Below are 17,816 nucleotides of genomic sequence, written 5' to 3'. Positions count from 1 at the left end.
GAGGGCCTCCGTGGCATCGACTTGAGTGTGGTAACCCAATCGATACCGGAGGTCCTCACCTTTTTAGCTCACGCCACGCTCACAACCTCCGTGGGAAGAACACCTAGCGCGGCCCGAACGAATTCGACGGAGATTTTGCCCGGATCGGCCTCAAACTGACCGTAAAACCGCTTTCAGACCAAAATCTCCGTCGAATTGGTTCGACGCCGGCTGCTCGTTCGACGCCAAATATGGTGTCTGACCGAGTGGAATCGAAGGGATCAGCACGGCCGTGACATGGTCGCGGTGCGAGTAGCGTTGAGGTTGACGGAGTGCCGCGGATCGGCCTGAACCTGTCCGTGAACAAGGGGAGATTTTCAGATGACGGATGCCGCGATGGACCCGATCTCGGCGGTTGCGCCCCGGCTCGGCGGGCGGGCGTCCTCGAGCCAGCGTTGGTCGAATCTGATGTTCGTGCACTGGCGTGTGGAAGCCGCCCTCGTCGCGCCGCTGCTGCCGGAGGGCCTCGTGCCCGACGAAATCGACGGGACCAGCTGGGTCGGGTTGATCCCGTTCGTGCTTGACCGGGCCACCGTCTTCGGTAGCCCGCCCATCCCCTACTTCGGTTCTTTCGTCGAGGTGAACGTGCGCCTGTACGCGGTGGACGCGAATGGGCACCGCGGTGTGGTGTTCGTGTCGCTGGAGGCCTCCCGCCTCGCCGCCGTGCTGGCCGCCCGGGCGCTGTTCTCGATCCCGTACATGTGGTCCCGCACCCGTCTCGAGGTTGCGACGGGGGACTACCGGTACACGTCACGCCGCCACCTGGCCGCCGGAGCGCACACCGACATCGTGGTGCGGCCGACCACCCGCCCGGTCGTCGGTGACCCGCTCGCCGACTTCCTGACCGCGCGATGGGCGCTGTTCACGCGCACACGAGGTCGCACGGTGCACCTGCGCAACCATCACGAGCCGTGGGAGCTCTTCCAGGCCGAGCTGGTCAGTCTCGACGACACCCTGCTCGCAATGGCAGGGTTTCCCGGGCTGGCCGGACGCGCGCCGGAATCGGTGCTCTACTCGCCCGGCGTCACCACCTGGTTCGGCGCTGCCGGCTGAGTCGCGCCGGGGTCGGCGAGGCAGGGTCTTTTCCTCCACAATGTGATCCTGATCGGGTTCTCCACAGGCTGTTCCGGGGCGAGCGGATGCCGCCTCGAATGTCGGTGGGTGACCGTAACGCGTGTGTCATGAAGCCCTCATTCATTGAAGAACACGAGGCCCTCGGGGAGCAGTTCGAGGCGATCGCGGAGGCCCATCGGGCCATCGCTGCGGCGTTCGCGAGGCGGGCGGAGTTGGTCGAGGCGGCTCGCCGGTTCGGGAAGTCCCCGCGGCCCGGCTTCCCGGTTCCGCTGGGATGCCGCCGAGGTCGCGGGGCGGGAGTTTGTCAGTGAACTCGCGTGCACGATCCGGATTCCGCGGCGCACGGCGGAGAACCTGATCGCGGAGAGCCGGGCCCTGGCCGAGGAACTCCCCGCGACCCGCGCCCCTGCAGGCTGGGGAGATCAGTTGCGTTCCTGAGCGAACCGGCCACGGTCATCCACTCGGCGACGACCGCATCGTCGACCACAGCGGCGCCCGTGCCGGCGTCCCAACCACCACCACAGGGCCCGCGCCAGAAACCGGGACGGAGGCCGTGCCAGAAACCGGGACGGAGGCCGTGCCAGAAACCGAGACCTCGCCAATCTGTGACGCCCGGAGGGTAGGCCCGGCCATGAACGGCTGGGCTTCACCGCTTCCCACCTGGGCTTCAAATATGCGGTACCCGCGATCCCCTGACGCCTGACCCGGTTCAGGCGGCGCCGACAAAGGCGAGCAGGCCGAGCAACCGTGCGGCGATCCCTGCGCACGTGATCGTCGCGGCGAAGAACACGGCCACCCAGACCACGCCCGGGACGTGGGTCAGACGGGCCAGCTGATCAGCGTCGGAGGCGGTGCCGCGGGTCCGCGACCGGGAGCGCTGCAACTCGACCACGGTGCGCACGGCCCCGAGCAGCAGAAACGCCGTGATCAGCAGGGCGAAGACACTCTGCACCGGGGGAGTACCGAACCAGGTGATGCCGAAGACGAGGCCGGCGGTGACGAGCACGGACCAGAGCCCGAACCAGTTGCGGATCTGCACCAGAAGCAACGCCAGGGCCGCCAGCAGCAGCCACAGCAGGCCGATGTCGTAGCCGAGACTGAGCATCCATGCGGCGCCGAGCCCCAGCAGAGCCGGCGCCGTGTACCCGGCCAGCAGGGTCAAAACCATGCCGGGGCCGCGCGGGCGCCCGCTGCTCACCGTCAGCCCGGAGGTGTCGGAATGCAGACGGATGCCGCCCAACCGGCGGCCGCTCACTGTCGCCACCACCGCATGGCCACCCTCGTGCGCGATCGTGATGACGTGGCGGCTGACCCGCCACACGGCCGGAACCAGCACGAGCAGGGCGGCGGCGGCGATGGTCAGCCAGGCCGTGACCGCGGGCAACGGTTCGTTGCGGGCGGACAGCTGCCCCCACAGTTCGACCAGCCCATCCATGGTTTTCAGCCTAGATGACCTCGACAGAGAGTCTTATGCTGGCCGCAGACACTGGATACGAGTGAAGGGACGATCCCATGGGTGCTTCGGACAAGATCAAGAATGCTGCCGAGGAGGCCGCCGGCAAGGCCAAGGAAGCCGCTGGCAAGCTGACAGACAACGAGCGTTTGGAGGCTGAAGGCAAAGCCGATCAGACCAAGGCGAACCTCAAGCAGGCCGGTGAGAACGTGAAGGATGCCATCGCGGACTGATCGACCCAACTCCAGCGACTGACTATCAACAACAACCCATCGAACCGTGAACCATTGAAAGGCAGGGAGAATCATGAATGTCCTCCTCATCGTTATCGCGATCATCGCCGTCGCTCTTCTCCTCACCGGAGGATTCGTCGAGTCGCTCAACTTCCTGATCTGGGTCGGCATAGTGCTCGTCGTCATCGCCGTGATCGTCTGGTTGGTCCGGGTGATTTCGGGCAAGCGGACCTAGCCGGGCACCAGTCATCCACCTCACCGAGAAAAAGAGAAAGCCCCGGAAGTCCGGGGCTTTTTCTACTGTGGGCGATACCGGACTCGAACCGATGACCTCTTCCGTGTGAAGGAAGCGCGCTACCAACTGCGCCAATCGCCCCTGTGGCCGAAGCGTCAACCACGAGTTCTGATACTAGCCCACGAGCGGGTGCGTGGCGCACCTCGGGACCACCACAACACGCCGGGGCGGCCCGGTTTGAATATGCACCGGACTATCGGCTAGAGTCTTCCAAGCGCGCAGAAATGCGAGCAGTTGCGGATGTGGCGCAGTGGTAGCGCATCACCTTGCCAAGGTGAGGGTCGCGAGTTCGAATCTCGTCATCCGCTCGAATGGAATCGGCCGACAGGTCGGTTCTTTTTGATACGAATCCCAAGTGGTGGGTTGGCCGAGAGGCGAGGCAACGGCCTGCAAAGCCGTGTACACGGGTTCGAATCCCGTATCCACCTCCACTCCCGGAAAGCAATTTCCAGGAATTGGGCGATTGGCGCAGCGGTAGCGCGCTTCCCTGACACGGAAGAGGTCACTGGTTCGATCCCAGTATCGCCCACAGAATTTGTGCGAAACAAACAATCCCCCGGTGACTCGGGGGTTTTTTTGTTTGCCCGCAGGGAGCCGAGAATCCCGGTGAAATCGGCCCGTCCTCGGGGGCGCACCGTGCGGAATCGTCGGGAAGGTGCGGCGGGCTCGGCCGGAATCGGCTAGAGTCTTTCAAGTCAGCTGAAACGCCGACAAATGCGGATGTGGCGCAGTGGTAGCGCATCACCTTGCCAAGGTGAGGGTCGCGAGTTCGAATCTCGTCATCCGCTCGAATTGGGTCGGCCGAAAGGCCGATTCTTTTTGGTACGAATCCCAAGTGGTGGGTTGGCCGAGAGGCGAGGCAGCGGCCTGCAAAGCCGTATACACGGGTTCGAATCCCGTATCCACCTCCACTTCTGAAAAGCGATTCTCAGGAAATGGGCGATTGGCGCAGCGGTAGCGCGCTTCCCTGACACGGAAGAGGTCACTGGTTCGATCCCAGTATCGCCCACACAGTTCGTGCGAGACAGACAAACCCCGGTAAATTGGGGTTTTTTCTATACCCGAAATGCTGTGCCCGATCCTGTCGGGCCGGCGGAGGGGTCCCCTCCGGCGCGCCGCTAAAGTTGAGGGGGTTCGAACAACACTGAGGAGTAATACACGTGGCTGACGGCTTTGAGCTATTCACCGACCGGTCCGTTGTCGCAATGCGCGTCAACGGCGAGCTCAAGGATCTCGCCACGACGGTGACTCCGACGGATGTCGTCGAACCGGTGACCATCGGCTCACCGGACGGCCTCGGCATCCTGCGCCACTCGGCCGCTCACGTGCTCGCGCAGGCCGTGCAGACCGTGAACCCGGCCGCACGCCTGGGCATCGGCCCGCCCGTCACCGACGGTTTCTACTACGACTTCGACGTCGAGGAGGCGTTCACACCCGAGGACGTCAAGTCCCTTGGGAAAGCCATGGACCGCATCATCCGTCAGGGCCAGCGTTTCGTGCGCCGCGTCGTGACCGACGACCAGGCCAGGGAAGAACTGGCGACCGAACCGTACAAGCTCGAATTGATCGGGCTCAAGGGCGGGGCGGCGGAAACCGCCGATAACGAGTCGGTCGAGGTCGGCGGCGCCGAACTCACCATCTACGACAACGTGGACCCGAAGACGGGCGAGACGGTCTGGAAAGACCTGTGCCGCGGCCCGCACCTGCCGAACACCCGCATGATCGGCAACGGATACTCCCTGACCCGACTGGCCGCCGCCTACTGGCGTGGGTCGGAGAAGAACCCGCAGCTGCAGCGCATCTATGGCACCGCGTGGCCCACCAAGGACGAACTGCGCGCTTACCAGGCACGCCAGGAGGAGGCAGCCAAGCGGGACCACCGCAAGCTCGGCGCCGAACTCGACCTCTTCAGCTTCCCCGAGGAGATCGGCTCCGGTCTTCCCGTCTTCCATCCCAAGGGCGGCATCATCCGCCAGGAGATGGAGAACTACTCCCGTAAGCGGCACACCGAGGCCGGCTACGACTTCGTCTACACCCCGCACATCACCAAGTCGAACCTCTTCGAGACTTCCGGGCACCTCGATTGGTACGCCGACGGCATGTTCCCACCGATGAAACTCGACGCGGAGTACGACGCCGATGGCCACATGACCCGTCAGGGCGTCGACTACTACCTCAAGCCGATGAACTGCCCGTTTCACAACCTGATCTTCCGCTCCAGCGGCCGCAGCTACCGTGACCTGCCCATGCGCCTGTTCGAGTTCGGTTCGGTCTACCGCTACGAGAAGTCCGGCGTCGTGCACGGCCTCACCCGGGTGCGCGGCATGACCCAGGATGACGCGCACATCTACACCACCCGCGAAGGTATGAAGGATGAGCTCACCGGCACCCTCAACTTCGTGCTCAAGCTGCTCGCCGACTACGGTCTCGAGGACTATTACCTCGAACTCTCCACGAAGGACCCGAAGAAGTTCGTCGGTACCGACGAAGCCTGGGCGGAAGCGACCGACACCCTGCGCGAGGTCGCCGAAGCATCCGGGCTCGAGCTCGTGGCCGACCCGGGCGGCGCCGCGTTCTACGGACCGAAGATCTCGGTTCAGGCCCGCGACGCGATCGGCCGCACTTGGCAGATGTCCACGATCCAGCTGGACTTCAACCTGCCGGAGCGATTCGACCTCGAGTACACGGCCCCCGACGGCTCCCGCCAGCGCCCGGTGATGATTCACCGGGCGCTGTTCGGGTCGATCGAACGCTTCTTCGCGGTGCTCACCGAGCACTACGCCGGTGCCTTCCCGGTGTGGCTGTCCCCGGTGCAGGTCGTCGGCATCCCGGTGTCCGAGCAATACGGCCCATACCTCGACGAGATCGTCGGCCGCCTCAGAGCCGCAGGCGTGCGCGCCGAGGTCGACCACTCCGACGACCGCATGCAGAAGAAGATCCGCAACCACACCAAGGCGAAGGTCCCCTTCCAGTTGATCGTCGGTGAGGACGACCGGGACAACGGTGCGGTCAGCTTCCGGTTCCGCGACGGCACCCAGGACAACGGGGTGCCGGCCGATGAGGCCATCCGTCGCATCATCGCCGCGATCGAGACGCGCGCGCAGGTCACGACACAGGGCCAGGTCTGAGATGGAGGTACCCAACGACGAGTTCGAGGGACTCGAGCAGTCGTCGGAGTTCGCCGCGGTTCCGGATGCCTTCCAACGGCTCTGGACCCCGCACCGGATGGTGTACATCCAGGATGGCCAGCAGCCGCACCCGGACGACTGCCCCTTCTGCCTGGCCCCGAGCATGACCGACGAGAAGGCCCTGATCGTGGCCCGCGGCACCCACGCTTACGTGCTGCTGAACCTGTTCCCCTATAACAGCGGCCACCTGCTGGTCTGCCCCTACCGCCACATCGCCACGTACGACGAGGCCAGCCCGGAGGAGATCGCCGAGATCGGCAGCCTCACCCAGGTGGCCATGCGGGTGCTGAAGACGGTGTCGCACTGCGACGGTTTCAACATCGGCATGAACCAGGGCCGCATCGCCGGTGCGGGCATCGCCGAGCACCTGCACCAGCACATCGTTCCCCGCTGGGCACTCGACTCCAACTTCTTCCCGATCATCGCCGGAACGAAGGCGATTCCCCGCCTTCTGGGCGATGTGCGGCGCGAAGTCGCGGCGGGCTGGCCCCTGGATGGCAACTAGCCGTATAAAACCCTCCATCGGCACCCGCCGGACGGAACCGACCACCCCCAAGGAATAGAATCACAGCTATGACTGAAACCACTTCCGCCTTTGGTTCGAGCCGCGTCAAGCGTGGACTCGCCGACATGATGAAGGGCGGCGTCATCATGGACGTCGTCAACGCCGAGCAGGCTCGCATCGCCGAGGACGCCGGTGCTGTCGCCGTCATGGCCCTTGAGCGGGTTCCCGCCGACATCCGTTCCCAGGGTGGTGTCGCCCGGATGAGCGACCCCGACCTGATCGACAGCATCATCGCCGAGGTCTCCATCCCGGTGATGGCCAAGGCGCGCATCGGTCACTTCGTCGAAGCGCAGATCCTGCAGGCCCTGAACGTCGACTACATCGACGAGTCCGAGGTGCTCAGCCCGGCCGACTACGTCAACCACATCGACAAGTGGAACTTCACGGTCCCGTTCGTCTGTGGCGCGACCAACCTGGGTGAGGCGCTGCGGCGCATCAACGAGGGCGCGGCCATGATCCGGTCCAAGGGCGAGGCCGGCACCGGAGACGTCTCCGAGGCCATGAAGCACATCCGCACCATCAAGGGTGAGGTCGCCCGCCTGTCGGCCCTGAGCAAGGACGAGCTGTACGTCGCCGCGAAGGAACTGCAGGCCCCGTATGAGCTCGTCGCCGAGATCGCCGCCACCGGCAAGCTCCCCGTCGTGCTCTTCGTTGCCGGCGGAGTGGCCACTCCCGCCGACGCAGCCCTGATGATGCAGATGGGCGCGGACGGCGTGTTCGTCGGCTCCGGCATCTTCAAATCGGGCAACCCGCAGGCGCGTGCCAACGCGATCGTCAAGGCCGTCACCTTCTACGACGACCCCAGCGTCATCGCATCCGTCTCGCGCGGACTCGGCGAGGCCATGGTCGGCATCAACGTGTCCGACCTGCCCGCCCCGCACCGCCTCTCCGAGCGCGGCTGGTAGCCACCCGTTCGTGAGCGTTGGAGTTCTTGCTCTTCAGGGTGACTTCCGTGAGCATGCCGTGGTTCTTCGGAACCTCGGCGCCGAGGTCGAGCTCATCCGCCGCCCGGAAGAACTGGCCCGCATCAGCGGGCTCGTGATCCCGGGCGGCGAGTCCAGCGTGATGGACAAACTCGCCCGCGCGTTCGGCCTGGCCGAACCGTTGGCCGGGGCCGTGCGGTCCGGCCTGCCTGTCTACGGCACCTGCGCCGGTCTGATCATGCTGGCCGACACCGTCATCGACGGCATACAGGGGCAGCAGACGATCGGCGGCTTCGACATCGCGGTTCGCCGCAACGCCTTCGGTTCGCAGACGCTCTCATTTGAAACCGACCTCGATGTGCCGGTGCTCGGTGAGCCGCTGGTGCACGCCGTGTTCATCCGGGCACCCGTGGTGGAGTCCGTCGGGCCGCGCACCCGCGCACTGGCCACTCTCCCGGACGGCCGTTGTGTCGCGGTCGAGCAGGGCAACCTCCTTGGCACATCGTTCCACCCCGAGATCACCGGGGAGCACCGCTTCCACGCATACTTTCTGCAGAAGGTGGCCGCCGCCGGCTACCGCCGCTAGGCTCCGGTCATGGCTGGCTGGGTGGCGCTCCTGCGCGGAATCAACGTCAACGGCATCACGATCGCCATGACGGACCTGCAGGATGTGTTCCGCGCACTCGGCTGCACGGATGTCCGCACCGTCCTGGCCAGCGGCAACGTGCTCTTCACCTCGGGCGAAACGGATGCCGCGGCACTCAAGGCCGACATCGAACGTGCGCTCTCCGACACCTTCGGCTACCAGGCCTGGATCGTGCTCCTTGGCGTCGCCACCCTCGACAGCGTAGTGAGGGCGTTCCCGTTCGATGCGGAGCGGAACGGCTGGCATCCGTACGTCGTGTTCGGATCAAATCAGTCCCCGCTCGACGAACTCATCGACGCGGCGGGGGAACCGGATCCGGAAACGGAGCAGGTGCTGCCCGGAGTGGGCGTGCTCTATTGGCAGGTGCGACGAAGCATCGGCATCAACAGCCCGTTCAGCAAGTTGAGCGGGAAGGCCCGCTACCGGTCGACCACGACCACGCGCAATCTGCGCACCCTGAACAAGCTCATCGCATCGGCTCCGGGCGCGTGAAACCCGTCCCATCAGGCATCGCGGGTTAGAATGAGGCGCACCTCAAGGTGCAGCGACCAGTGGCACAACAGTGCAGCGACCAGTGGCAGCAAGCACCCCGGCGCCAATCGACAGCCACGTCACGACAGCCAAAGACAACGGGAGACTCATGTCCGGACATTCCAAGTGGGCGACAACGAAGCACCAGAAGGCGGTCACCGACTCGCGTCGGGCCAAGGCCTTCGCCAAGTTGATCAAGAACATCGAAGTCGCGGCCCGCATGGGTGGCGCCGACCTGTCGGGCAACCCGACCCTGGTCGACGCGATCCAGAAGGCCAAGAAGACCTCTGTGCCCAACGACAACATCGACCGGGCCGTCAAGCGCGGCGCCGGCCTGTCCGGCGAAGTCGTCGACTACACGACCATCATGTACGAGGGCTACGCCGCGCACGGTGTCGCCGTCATGATCGAGTGTCTGACCGACAATAAGAACCGCGCAGCTGCCGAGGTGCGCACGACGATGTCCCGCAACGGTGGCAACATGGCCGATCCGGGCAGCGTGGCCTACAACTTCCACCGCAAGGGCATCGTCGTCGTGCCGAAGAGCGCCGCCCTCACCGAAGACGACGTGCTCCTCGCCGTGCTCGACGCGGGTGCCGAAGAGGTCGTCGACGACGGCGAGAAGTTCGAGGTCTTCAGCGAAGCCCACGATCTCGTGGCGACCCGCTCCGCCCTGCAGACAGCCGGGATCGACTACGACTCGGCCGACATCGCGTTCGTGCCTCAACTCAAGGTCGAGGTCGACGCCGAGACCGCCCGCAAGGTGTTCCGGCTGATCGACGCACTCGAAGAACTGGACGACGTGCAGAACATCTACAGCAACTACGATGTGTCGCCCGAGGTCATCGCGGAGCTTCAGGCCGAAGCCGAGTAGCGCGCCGTGTCGGTCCGGGTTCTGGGCATTGATCCCGGGCTGACCCGCTGCGGTGTCGGCATCGTCGACGTCGCCGGCAACCGCTCCGCGACCCTGGTCGATGTGACCGTGCTGCGCAGCTCGCCCGATCTGCCGCTCGAGCAGAGGCTCCTGCTGATCAGTCGGGGCCTGGAGGACCTGCTCGACCGGCACAAGCCGGCCGTCGTCGCGATCGAGCGGGTATTCGCCCAGAACAACGTCAGAACCGTGATGGGGACCGCCCAAATCAGCGGCGTCGCGCTTCTCCTCGCCGCCCAGCGAGGGTTGACGGTCACCCTGCACACCCCGAGCGAGGTCAAGGCCGCCATAACCGGCTACGGGTCTGCCGACAAGGCTCAGGTCGGCACCATGGTCGCGCGGGTGTTGGGCCTGGCCGAGGTGCCCAAGCCCGCGGATGCCGCGGACGCGCTGGCCATCGCGATCTGCCACGCCTGGCGCACCGGGGCGGCTGGCGGCACCCTGCCGACCAGCGTCGACGTGGTGCCCGGCACTCTGACCCCGGCTCAGAAGGCATGGCGCGCCGCCGAGCGCAGCGCAGTGTCGCCGGTGCCCCGTAGTCTGAAGCGGTGATTTCTTCCGTTCGTGGCCTTGTCCTGTCTGCCGTGGGTCCCGCGGCCGTGATCGAGGTCGGGGGAGTCGGACTGGCCGTTCAGGTCACCCCGGCCACGGCCCTCTCCCTGCGCGTCGGCACGGAGGCCCGCCTTTCGACCACCCTCATCGTGCGCGAGGACTCGCTCACCCTCTACGGCTTCCCATCCGCCGACGAACTCGAGGTCTTCGAGCTTCTGGTCGGCGTCACCGGGGTCGGTCCGAAATCGGCCCTTGGCGTGCTCGCGGTGCTCAGCCCCGGCCAGATCGCCCAGGCCGTCTCGGCCGAAGACGACGGCGCCTTCCGCAAGGTCAGCGGCATCGGGCCGAAAACGGCCAAACTCATCGTGCTCTCCCTGGCCGGTAAGGTGTTCGTGACGACCACAGCGGCGGCATCCGCCCGCCCGGCACCCACCAGTGCGTCCGCTAACGTGCAGGCCGCCCTGATCGGGCTGGGCTGGTCGGAGAAGGTGGCCGCCCAGGTCGTGGACGAGACCCTTGCCGAAACCCTCGAACCCGAACAGGTCGGCGTCGCAGCGCTCCTCCGCCTCGTGCTCACCAGACTCGGCCCGGCCCAGCAGGCATCGGAGCGCCGCTCATGAGCGGCGGGCAGGGCCTGGCCGGTGACCCCGGCGTGGAACTGACCAGGCCGGAACTCGAAGGCGACGCCGAGCTGGCCTTCGAGGGAGCCCTCCGCCCGCGTAGCCTGGGCGAGTTCGTCGGCCAGCAGAAGGTGCGAGGGCAGCTGCAGCTGCTCCTCACCGCGGCCACCATGCAGAGCCGCACCCCCGACCACATCCTGCTGGCCGGCCCGCCCGGACTCGGCAAGACCACTCTGGCCATGATCATCGCCTACGAGGGCAACCGTCCGCTGCGGATGTCCAGCGGCCCCGCCATCCAGCACGCCGGCGACCTGGCCGCCGTGCTGTCCTCGCTGGTGCCCGGCGAGGTGCTGTTCATCGACGAGATCCATCGGATGGCCCGTTCCGCCGAGGAGATGCTCTACCTGGCGATGGAGGACTTCCGCATCGACATCATGGTTGGCAAGGGCGCCGGCGCCACCTCGGTTCCGCTCGAGTTGGCACCGTTCACCCTTGTCGGCGCCACGACCCGGTCCGGGCTGCTGCCCAACCCGCTGCGCGACCGGTTCGGCTTCACCGCCCACCTGGAGTTCTACGCCGACCATGAACTCGAGCAGGTGCTCGGTCGGGCGGCCAAACTACTCGGCCTGGTGATCGACACGGAGGCCATCGCCGAGATCGCCGGGCGGTGCCGTGGCACACCCCGAATCGCCAACCGACTGCTCCGACGGGTGCGGGACTACGCGCTGGTGCACGGCGGAGACGCCGATGTGGCAGCGGTGCACGCCGCACTGGAGCTCTACGACGTCGACGCCATCGGGCTCGACCGGCTCGACCGAGAGGTGATGCGCATCATCCTGACCCGTTTTGGGGGAGGGCCCGTGGGCCTCAACACTCTCGCGGTGTCCGTGGGGGAGGAATCCGAGACCATCGAGGCCGTCGTGGAGCCGTTCCTGGTGCGGATCGGGTTCCTGATGCGCACTCCGCGCGGCCGAGTGGCGACCACGGAAGCGTGGCGGCATTTCGGCCTCGCCGCGCCTCTGGCAGGCGGGCCGCCCGTCCCTCTTATGCTGGATGATCTATAATTCGAGTTGGTTCGCTTGGAACCATTCGTGCCGGTTCTCTGAGGAGCCGGCCCGCACAGACTTCGGCTACGTGCCGCAACCGGAAGGTCACACAGTTTTATGGATCCGTTGACTCTTGTCATGCTCGCCGTTCTCGCGGCGCTCGTGTTCTTCATGTTCCGCAACAGCCGCAAGCGCCAGAAGGACCTCGCCGCCCTGCAGGCCCAGATGGTCGTCGGCGCTGAGGTCATGACCAACTTCGGTATGTACGGCACCATTCTCGCGATCGATGAGGAGGCCAATAAGGTCGCCCTCGAGATTGCGCCCGGTACCGTCGTGCAGCTGCACCGTCAGACCATCGCGCGCGTCGTCGAGCCGATCGTGGCCGAGCCCGCAGAAGAGGGCGTCGCCGAGCTGAACCAGGGCAACGCCACCGTTATGGGCGAGCCCGACTTCGGCCAGCGCGTCGCCGACTCCGACGACGAGCCCAAAAAGGGCGACGCGTAACCAATCCCTCTCCATGCCCGCGCCCCGGCGCGGGCATGAGCATGAGCATAGAAAGCTGAGTTCTCTGGTGGCAAAGTCGTCTCCGGCCAAAAAGGCCTGGCGTTCCCTCACATGGCTGGGGGTGATCATCGTCGGCCTGATCGCGCTCAACACGGCCGGCGTTCTCACCGGCAGTGGATCCTGGACGCCCAAGCTGGCCCTGGACCTCGAGGGCGGCACGCAGATCATTCTCGCGCCGAAGCTCGAGTCGGGGCAGTCCGTGTCCTCAGAGCAGCTCAACGAGGCCGTCAAGATCATCCGGCAGCGCATCGACTCGGCGGGCGTCTCTGAGGCGGAGATCAACACGCAGGGCGGCCAGAACATCGTCGTGTCCATCCCCGGTGTGCCGGACGACGAGACGATCAACCGGATTGAGTCCTCGGCGAAGCTCGAGTTCCGTCCGGTTCTGGTGGCAGGCGCCCCGTCCGCGGCCAGCGTCGGTGAAGACATCGTGGGAGAGGACGGGGTCACGACCCCGGCCCCGACCCCCGCGGTCGACCCGAACCTGGAGAGCACCCCGACGGCGGTGCCCACCGACGGGAGCGACCTGAACTGGATCACCCCCGCTCTCCAGGCACAGTACGAGGCCTTCGACTGCAGCCGGATCGACACCACCAATGTGGCTCCGGCCGGTGAGCCACTCGTCACCTGTGAAGCCGACGGCTCCATCAAATACATCCTCGGCCCGGTCGAGGTCAGCGGCGAGAACGTCTCCGATGCGACCAACGGCCAGCAGACCACGCAGAGCGGGGCCACAACCGGCGAATGGGTTGTCAACATCACCTTCGACGGCACCGGCACCAAGGCCTTCGCCGACGTCAGCACACGGCTGAACGCCCTCACCGGAGCGCAGAACCAGTTCGCGATCGTGCTCGACGGCAACGTGATCTCCGCCCCGCGCACCCTGGCGGCCATCACGGACGGCAACGCACAGATCAGCGGTGACTTCGACCAGGACTCGTCGAAAGCCCTCGCCGACCAGCTCAAGTTCGGCGCCCTACCACTCAGCTTCGCCGTGCAGAGCCAGGACACCATCTCGGCGACGCTCGGGTCCAGTCAACTCACCGGCGGTCTGATCGCCGGTCTGATCGGACTCGTCCTGGTCGTGCTCTACTCCCTGATCCAGTACCGGCTGCTCGGCCTCGTCACGGTCGCGTCCCTCTCGGTTGCCGCGATCATCACCTACCTGCTGATCACGATCCTCTCCTGGCGTGAGGGCTACCGGCTCTCGCTCGCCGGTGTCGCGGGTCTTATCGTCGCGATCGGTATCACCGCGGACTCCTTCATCGTCTACTTCGAGCGGGTGCGCGACGAACTCCGGGACGGGCGCGGTCTCGAATCATCGGTCGAAGCAGGCTGGAAACGCGCCCTGCGCACCATCCTCGCCTCCGACGCGGTCAACATCCTGGCGGCCGGCGTCCTGTTCATAGTCGCCGTCGGCAACGTGAAGGGCTTCGCCCTCACCCTCGGGCTGACCACGCTCGTCGACGTGCTCGTGGTGATGCTGTTCACTCACCCGATGCTCCAACTACTGGCGCGCACGAAGTTCTTCAGCGACGGCCACAGGCTCAGCGGCCTCGACCCGCGGGCGCTGGGTGCCACCTACCGCGGCCGGGCAAAATTCCGCCCCTCGGATGACCTCCCGTCCGCCAAACTGTCCTCGGCCAGCCGTGAGGCGGCCAAGCGTCAGACCATCGCTGAGCGCAAGGCGTCAGAACTCGTCGGTTCCACAGCGGATCGATCGACCGACGGGAAGGATTCCTAATGGCCAGCTTCTCCCAGTTCGGCAACGACCTGCACACCGGAAAGCGCTCATTCGACATCGTCGGGCGCCGCAAGACCTGGTACTTGGTCGCCGTGGTGGCGCTCTTCGTGGCCATCGTGGTTCCTCAGCTGCGCGGCGGCTTCGTCTTCGGCATCGAGTTCACGGGTGGCTCCGAGTTCGTGGTCTCCCAGGTCGCCGAACAGGATCAGGCAGTGGCCGCCGACGCCGTGACCGAGGTCGTGCCCCTGGCGGTTCCGAAGGTGTCCAGCGTCAGCACCACCGGTATCCGCGTGCAGACCGACCAGCTCACCAGCGACGAGACCCGAGAGATTCGCGCCGCCCTGGCCGATGCCTACGCCGTGCCGGTCGAACAGGTCACCGCATCCTTCATCGGCCCGGTCTGGGGCCAGGACATCACCGGTCAGGCTCTGCGCGGACTCGTCATCTTCCTCGTGCTCGCCGCCATCGGCATGGCCCTGTACTTCCGCACCTGGAAGATGTCTCTCGCGGCCATGACCGCGCTGATGCACGACCTCGTCATCACCGCCGGGATCTACGGAATCACCGGATTCGAGATCACCCCCGCAGCCGTGATCGGATTCCTCACGATCCTCGGCTACTCGCTTTACGACACGGTCGTGGTTTTCGACAAGATTCGGGAGAACACCTCGGAGCCCGGCGCGGAGACGCGCACGTTCGCCGAGTCGGTGAACCTGGCCGTGAACCAAACCCTGGTGCGCTCGATCAACACTTCGGTCGTCGCCGTGCTGCCGGTCGCGTCGATCCTCTTCATCGGAACCCTTGTGCTCGGTGCCGGCACCCTGCGGGACATCTCGCTGGCACTCCTGATCGGCATCATCGCCGGCGCCTACTCGACAATCTTCATCGCGTCCCCCCTGTACGCCCAGATCCGCTCCGCGGAGCCGGCTGTGCGGAAGTCCGACCAGAAGGTTCTCGCCCTGCGGGCCAAGGCCGGACCCGCTCCCAGGGTGGCGGAGGAAGTCCGCGCCTAGGTGCACGGCCTGGACGGCAGATAGGCACGGGCAGGGCGGCCCGCACCCGAGCCGGAAGTGGTATCCGATTCGGCTCGGGAGCGGTGATAATTGATCAAATGGATGGAGGTGGCCAGATGACCGAACTGACAACTCCTCCTGCCTCCCCGACACCGCTGCCGCCGGCTTCCCTCCGACGCCTGGTGCCACGGATCTTCTCCCGGGCCCAGCCCGTCGGCGCGGTCGACACGCTTCTGAAGACCGTGCGGATGCACCATCCCAAGGTGGATCTGTCGATCATCGAACGGGCCTACGTCACCGCGGAGCAGGCGCACGAAGGTCAGTTCCGCCGCAGCGGGGAGCCCTACATCACGCATCCGGTCGCGGTCGCGCAGATCCTGGCCGACCTGGGCATCGGACCCAAAACCGTCTCGGCTGCCCTGCTGCACGACACCGTGGAAGACACCGAGTACACGCTCGACCAACTGCGGACCGACTACGGCGACGAGATCACCATGCTGGTCGACGGCGTCACCAAGCTGGACAAGGTCAAGTACGGCGACAGCACCCAGGCCGAGACCGTGCGCAAGATGATCGTGGCCATGTCCAAGGACATCCGGGTACTGATCATCAAGCTCGCCGACCGGCTTCACAACGCGCGCACCTGGGGCTTCGTTCCCGCCGAGTCCGCGGTGCGGAAGGCCACCGAGACCCTGGAGATCTACGCGCCACTGGCACATCGGCTCGGCATCCAGACAATCAAGTGGGAACTCGAAGACCTCTCCTTCGCGGTGCTGTACCCCAAGCTGTACGCCGAGATCGACAGCCTCGTCAAGCAGCGCACCCCGCAGCGCGAAGAGTTCGTCCAGCACGTCATTGACTCGATCGTCGACGATCTGAAGGCCGCCCGCATCCGAGGCAAGGTCGCCGGCCGGCCCAAGCAGTACTACTCGATCTACCAGAAGATGGTCGTGCGCGGCCGGGAGTTCGACGACATCTACGATCTCGTCGGCATCCGGGTGCTCGTCAACTCGGTGCGGGACTGCTACGCGGTCCTCGGCGCTATCCATGCCCGCTGGACGCCCCTGCCCGGCCGGTTCAAGGACTACATCGCCACTCCCAAATTCAATCTGTACCAGTCCCTGCACACCACGGTCCTCGGTCCGAGCGGCCGCGCCGTGGAAATCCAGATCCGAACCCAGGAGATGCACCAGCGCGCCGAATTCGGCGTGGCCTCGCACTGGAAGTACAAGGAACAGGTCAACGGCAAGAGTTCCGGGCCCGGCCCGCAGAGCGACACCGACATGGCCTGGCTCGCCCACATCTCCGACTGGCAGGCCGAAACGGCCGATCCGGGGGAGTTCCTCGACTCGTTGCGCTATGAGATCGGCGCCAAAGAGGTCTACGTCTTCACCCCCAAGGGCCGGGTCATCGGCCTGCCGGCCGACGCCACCCCCGTCGACTTCGCCTATGCCGTGCACACCGAGGTTGGCCATCGCACCATGGGCGCCAAAGTCAACGGACGTCTTGTCCCCCTGGAAAGCCCGCTCGTCACCGGAGACGTCGTCGAGGTCTTCACCTCCAAGAATCCCGACTCTGGGCCCAGCAAGGACTGGCTGAACTTCGTCAAGAGCCCGCGTGCCCGCAACAAGATCCGACAGTGGTTCACCAAGGAGCGCCGCGACGAGGCGATTGAGCAGGGTCGGGACGCCATCGCGCGTGCCATGCGCAAGCAGAACCTGCCGCTGCAGAAGCTGATGAACCAGGACTCGTTCGCCGAGGTTGCCGCGGTGATGAAGTACGAGGACGTCTCCGCCCTGTACGCGGCCGTCGGCGAGGGGCATGTGTCGACCCAGTCGGTGCTGGAGAAGGTCGTCGCCACCCTGCAGAGCGTCGAGGAAAGCGACGCCACGGATCTGCCGTTCGCTCCACACGGCCGCACCCAGACGCTCCGCAACAGCGATTCGGGTATCCTTGTGCGCGGCGCCCCCGACATCCTGGTGAAACTGGCCCGCTGCTGCACGCCCGTTCCGGGCGACAAGGTAGTGGGGTTCATCACGCGCGGCGCCGGGGTTTCGGTGCACCAGGCATCCTGTCGCAACGTGCAGTCCCTGCTCAAGGAACCTGAGCGCATGATCGACGTCGACTGGGCGCCGACCTCCAAGAGCCTCTTCCTGGTACAGATCCAGATCGAGGCGCTCGACCGCTCCGGGCTGCTCTCCGACGTCACCCGGGTCCTGTCCGAGCATCACGTCAACATCCTCTCGGCGACCGTGCATACCTCCAGCGATCGACTCGCGATCAGCCGTTTCGTCTTCGAAATGGGCGACACCACCCACCTGGACCGCGTGCTCAACGCCGTGCGCCGCATCGACGCCGTCTATGACGTGTACCGCGTCAACGAGGGCTGAGCGGGAGGC

At 65.8% G+C, this 17,816-nt stretch carries 17 protein-coding genes and 7 tRNA genes; 22 read left to right on the top strand and 2 right to left on the bottom strand.

The window, feature by feature from the left end; all coding sequences use genetic code 11:
- Positions 1 to 360 precede the first annotated feature (360 nt).
- On the top strand, positions 361 to 1,092 hold the full coding sequence (locus E3O67_RS09140) for a YqjF family protein (RefSeq protein WP_134430978.1): 732 nt from the start codon (positions 361 to 363) through the stop codon (positions 1,090 to 1,092).
- Between the two features lie 730 nt (positions 1,093 to 1,822).
- Here E3O67_RS09140 and E3O67_RS09135 read toward each other — a convergent pair.
- On the bottom strand, positions 1,823 to 2,548 hold the full coding sequence (locus E3O67_RS09135) for a M50 family metallopeptidase (RefSeq protein WP_135102511.1): 726 nt from the start codon (positions 2,546 to 2,548) through the stop codon (positions 1,823 to 1,825).
- A gap of 77 nt (positions 2,549 to 2,625) precedes the next feature.
- Here E3O67_RS09135 and E3O67_RS09130 point away from each other — a divergent pair, with 77 nt between their 5' ends.
- Positions 2,626 to 2,799, top strand: a complete 174-nt coding sequence (locus E3O67_RS09130; RefSeq protein WP_134430985.1) for a CsbD family protein — start codon at positions 2,626 to 2,628, stop codon at positions 2,797 to 2,799.
- Between the two features lie 73 nt (positions 2,800 to 2,872).
- Positions 2,873 to 3,034 carry a hypothetical protein gene (locus E3O67_RS16930; RefSeq protein ID WP_166787003.1) on the top strand — a complete coding sequence of 54 codons (162 nt, stop codon included), beginning with the start codon at positions 2,873 to 2,875 and terminating at the stop codon, positions 3,032 to 3,034.
- Positions 3,035 to 3,102: 68 nt separating this feature from the next.
- On the opposite strand, the gene E3O67_RS09125 is transcribed toward E3O67_RS16930, so the two are convergent.
- Positions 3,103 to 3,175: transfer RNA gene (locus tag E3O67_RS09125), tRNA-Val, on the bottom strand.
- 155 nt (positions 3,176 to 3,330) lie between these two features.
- On the opposite strand from E3O67_RS09125, the gene E3O67_RS09120 reads away from it, so the two are divergent.
- The 19 genes from E3O67_RS09120 (at position 3,331) to E3O67_RS09030 (ending at position 17,807) form a co-directional block, all read left to right on the top strand.
- Positions 3,331 to 3,402 (top strand) — tRNA-Gly (locus tag E3O67_RS09120).
- A gap of 49 nt (positions 3,403 to 3,451) precedes the next feature.
- Positions 3,452 to 3,525: transfer RNA gene (locus tag E3O67_RS09115), tRNA-Cys, on the top strand.
- 26 nt (positions 3,526 to 3,551) lie between these two features.
- Positions 3,552 to 3,623 (top strand) — tRNA-Val (locus E3O67_RS09110).
- 187 nt (positions 3,624 to 3,810) lie between these two features.
- A tRNA-Gly gene (locus E3O67_RS09105) sits at positions 3,811 to 3,882 on the top strand.
- 49 nt (positions 3,883 to 3,931) lie between these two features.
- A tRNA-Cys gene (locus E3O67_RS09100) sits at positions 3,932 to 4,005 on the top strand.
- A 26-nt stretch (positions 4,006 to 4,031) separates the two neighbouring features.
- Positions 4,032 to 4,103, top strand: a tRNA-Val gene (locus tag E3O67_RS09095).
- 196 nt (positions 4,104 to 4,299) lie between these two features.
- On the top strand, positions 4,300 to 6,222 hold the full coding sequence (gene thrS / locus E3O67_RS09090; RefSeq protein WP_241982088.1) for a threonine--tRNA ligase: 1,923 nt from the start codon (positions 4,300 to 4,302) through the stop codon (positions 6,220 to 6,222).
- 1 nt (position 6,223) lies between these two features.
- Positions 6,224 to 6,787, top strand: a complete 564-nt coding sequence (locus tag E3O67_RS09085; protein WP_134430991.1) for an HIT domain-containing protein — start codon at positions 6,224 to 6,226, stop codon at positions 6,785 to 6,787.
- A gap of 68 nt (positions 6,788 to 6,855) precedes the next feature.
- Positions 6,856 to 7,752, top strand: a complete 897-nt coding sequence (gene pdxS, locus E3O67_RS09080; RefSeq protein ID WP_135102507.1) for a pyridoxal 5'-phosphate synthase lyase subunit PdxS — start codon at positions 6,856 to 6,858, stop codon at positions 7,750 to 7,752.
- A 10-nt stretch (positions 7,753 to 7,762) separates the two neighbouring features.
- Complete coding sequence (gene pdxT, locus E3O67_RS09075; RefSeq protein WP_134430996.1) at positions 7,763 to 8,356, top strand: pyridoxal 5'-phosphate synthase glutaminase subunit PdxT; 594 nt, start codon at positions 7,763 to 7,765, stop codon at positions 8,354 to 8,356.
- 9 nt (positions 8,357 to 8,365) lie between these two features.
- Positions 8,366 to 8,908: a DUF1697 domain-containing protein gene (locus tag E3O67_RS09070; protein ID WP_135102505.1), complete on the top strand. Its 543-nt coding sequence runs from the start codon at positions 8,366 to 8,368 to the stop codon at positions 8,906 to 8,908.
- Between the two features lie 148 nt (positions 8,909 to 9,056).
- Positions 9,057 to 9,821: a YebC/PmpR family DNA-binding transcriptional regulator gene (locus E3O67_RS09065; protein ID WP_134431002.1), complete on the top strand. Its 765-nt coding sequence runs from the start codon at positions 9,057 to 9,059 to the stop codon at positions 9,819 to 9,821.
- Positions 9,822 to 9,827: 6 nt separating this feature from the next.
- Positions 9,828 to 10,430, top strand: coding sequence for a crossover junction endodeoxyribonuclease RuvC (ruvC, locus tag E3O67_RS09060; protein ID WP_134431005.1), 603 nt, complete (start codon positions 9,828 to 9,830; stop codon positions 10,428 to 10,430).
- Positions 10,427 to 11,050 (top strand): Holliday junction branch migration protein RuvA, encoded by a 624-nt coding sequence (gene ruvA / locus E3O67_RS09055; RefSeq protein ID WP_134431008.1) that lies wholly within the window; start codon positions 10,427 to 10,429, stop codon positions 11,048 to 11,050. Before ruvC ends, ruvA begins: the two co-directional genes overlap by 4 nt.
- On the top strand, positions 11,047 to 12,114 hold the full coding sequence (ruvB, locus tag E3O67_RS09050; protein WP_135102504.1) for a Holliday junction branch migration DNA helicase RuvB: 1,068 nt from the start codon (positions 11,047 to 11,049) through the stop codon (positions 12,112 to 12,114). The genes ruvA and ruvB overlap by 4 nt, the downstream gene beginning before the upstream one ends.
- A 120-nt stretch (positions 12,115 to 12,234) precedes the next feature.
- Positions 12,235 to 12,600: a preprotein translocase subunit YajC gene (gene yajC, locus E3O67_RS09045; protein ID WP_241979297.1), complete on the top strand. Its 366-nt coding sequence runs from the start codon at positions 12,235 to 12,237 to the stop codon at positions 12,598 to 12,600.
- A 67-nt stretch (positions 12,601 to 12,667) separates the two neighbouring features.
- Positions 12,668 to 14,404 carry a protein translocase subunit SecD gene (secD, locus tag E3O67_RS09040; protein WP_135102502.1) on the top strand — a complete coding sequence of 579 codons (1,737 nt, stop codon included), beginning with the start codon at positions 12,668 to 12,670 and terminating at the stop codon, positions 14,402 to 14,404.
- Positions 14,404 to 15,417 (top strand): protein translocase subunit SecF, encoded by a 1,014-nt coding sequence (gene secF / locus E3O67_RS09035; protein WP_135102500.1) that lies wholly within the window; start codon positions 14,404 to 14,406, stop codon positions 15,415 to 15,417. The genes secD and secF overlap by 1 nt, the downstream gene beginning before the upstream one ends.
- 116 nt (positions 15,418 to 15,533) lie before the next feature.
- Positions 15,534 to 17,807 carry a bifunctional (p)ppGpp synthetase/guanosine-3',5'-bis(diphosphate) 3'-pyrophosphohydrolase gene (locus E3O67_RS09030; protein WP_134431023.1) on the top strand — a complete coding sequence of 758 codons (2,274 nt, stop codon included), beginning with the start codon at positions 15,534 to 15,536 and terminating at the stop codon, positions 17,805 to 17,807.
- The last annotated feature ends 9 nt before the right edge of the window (positions 17,808 to 17,816 follow it).

The sequence above is a fragment of the Cryobacterium sp. TMT3-29-2 genome, assembly GCF_004564305.1.
GTDB lineage: Bacteria > Actinomycetota > Actinomycetes > Actinomycetales > Microbacteriaceae > Cryobacterium > Cryobacterium sinapicolor.
This window is presented reverse-complemented; position numbering and strand designations above follow the sequence as displayed.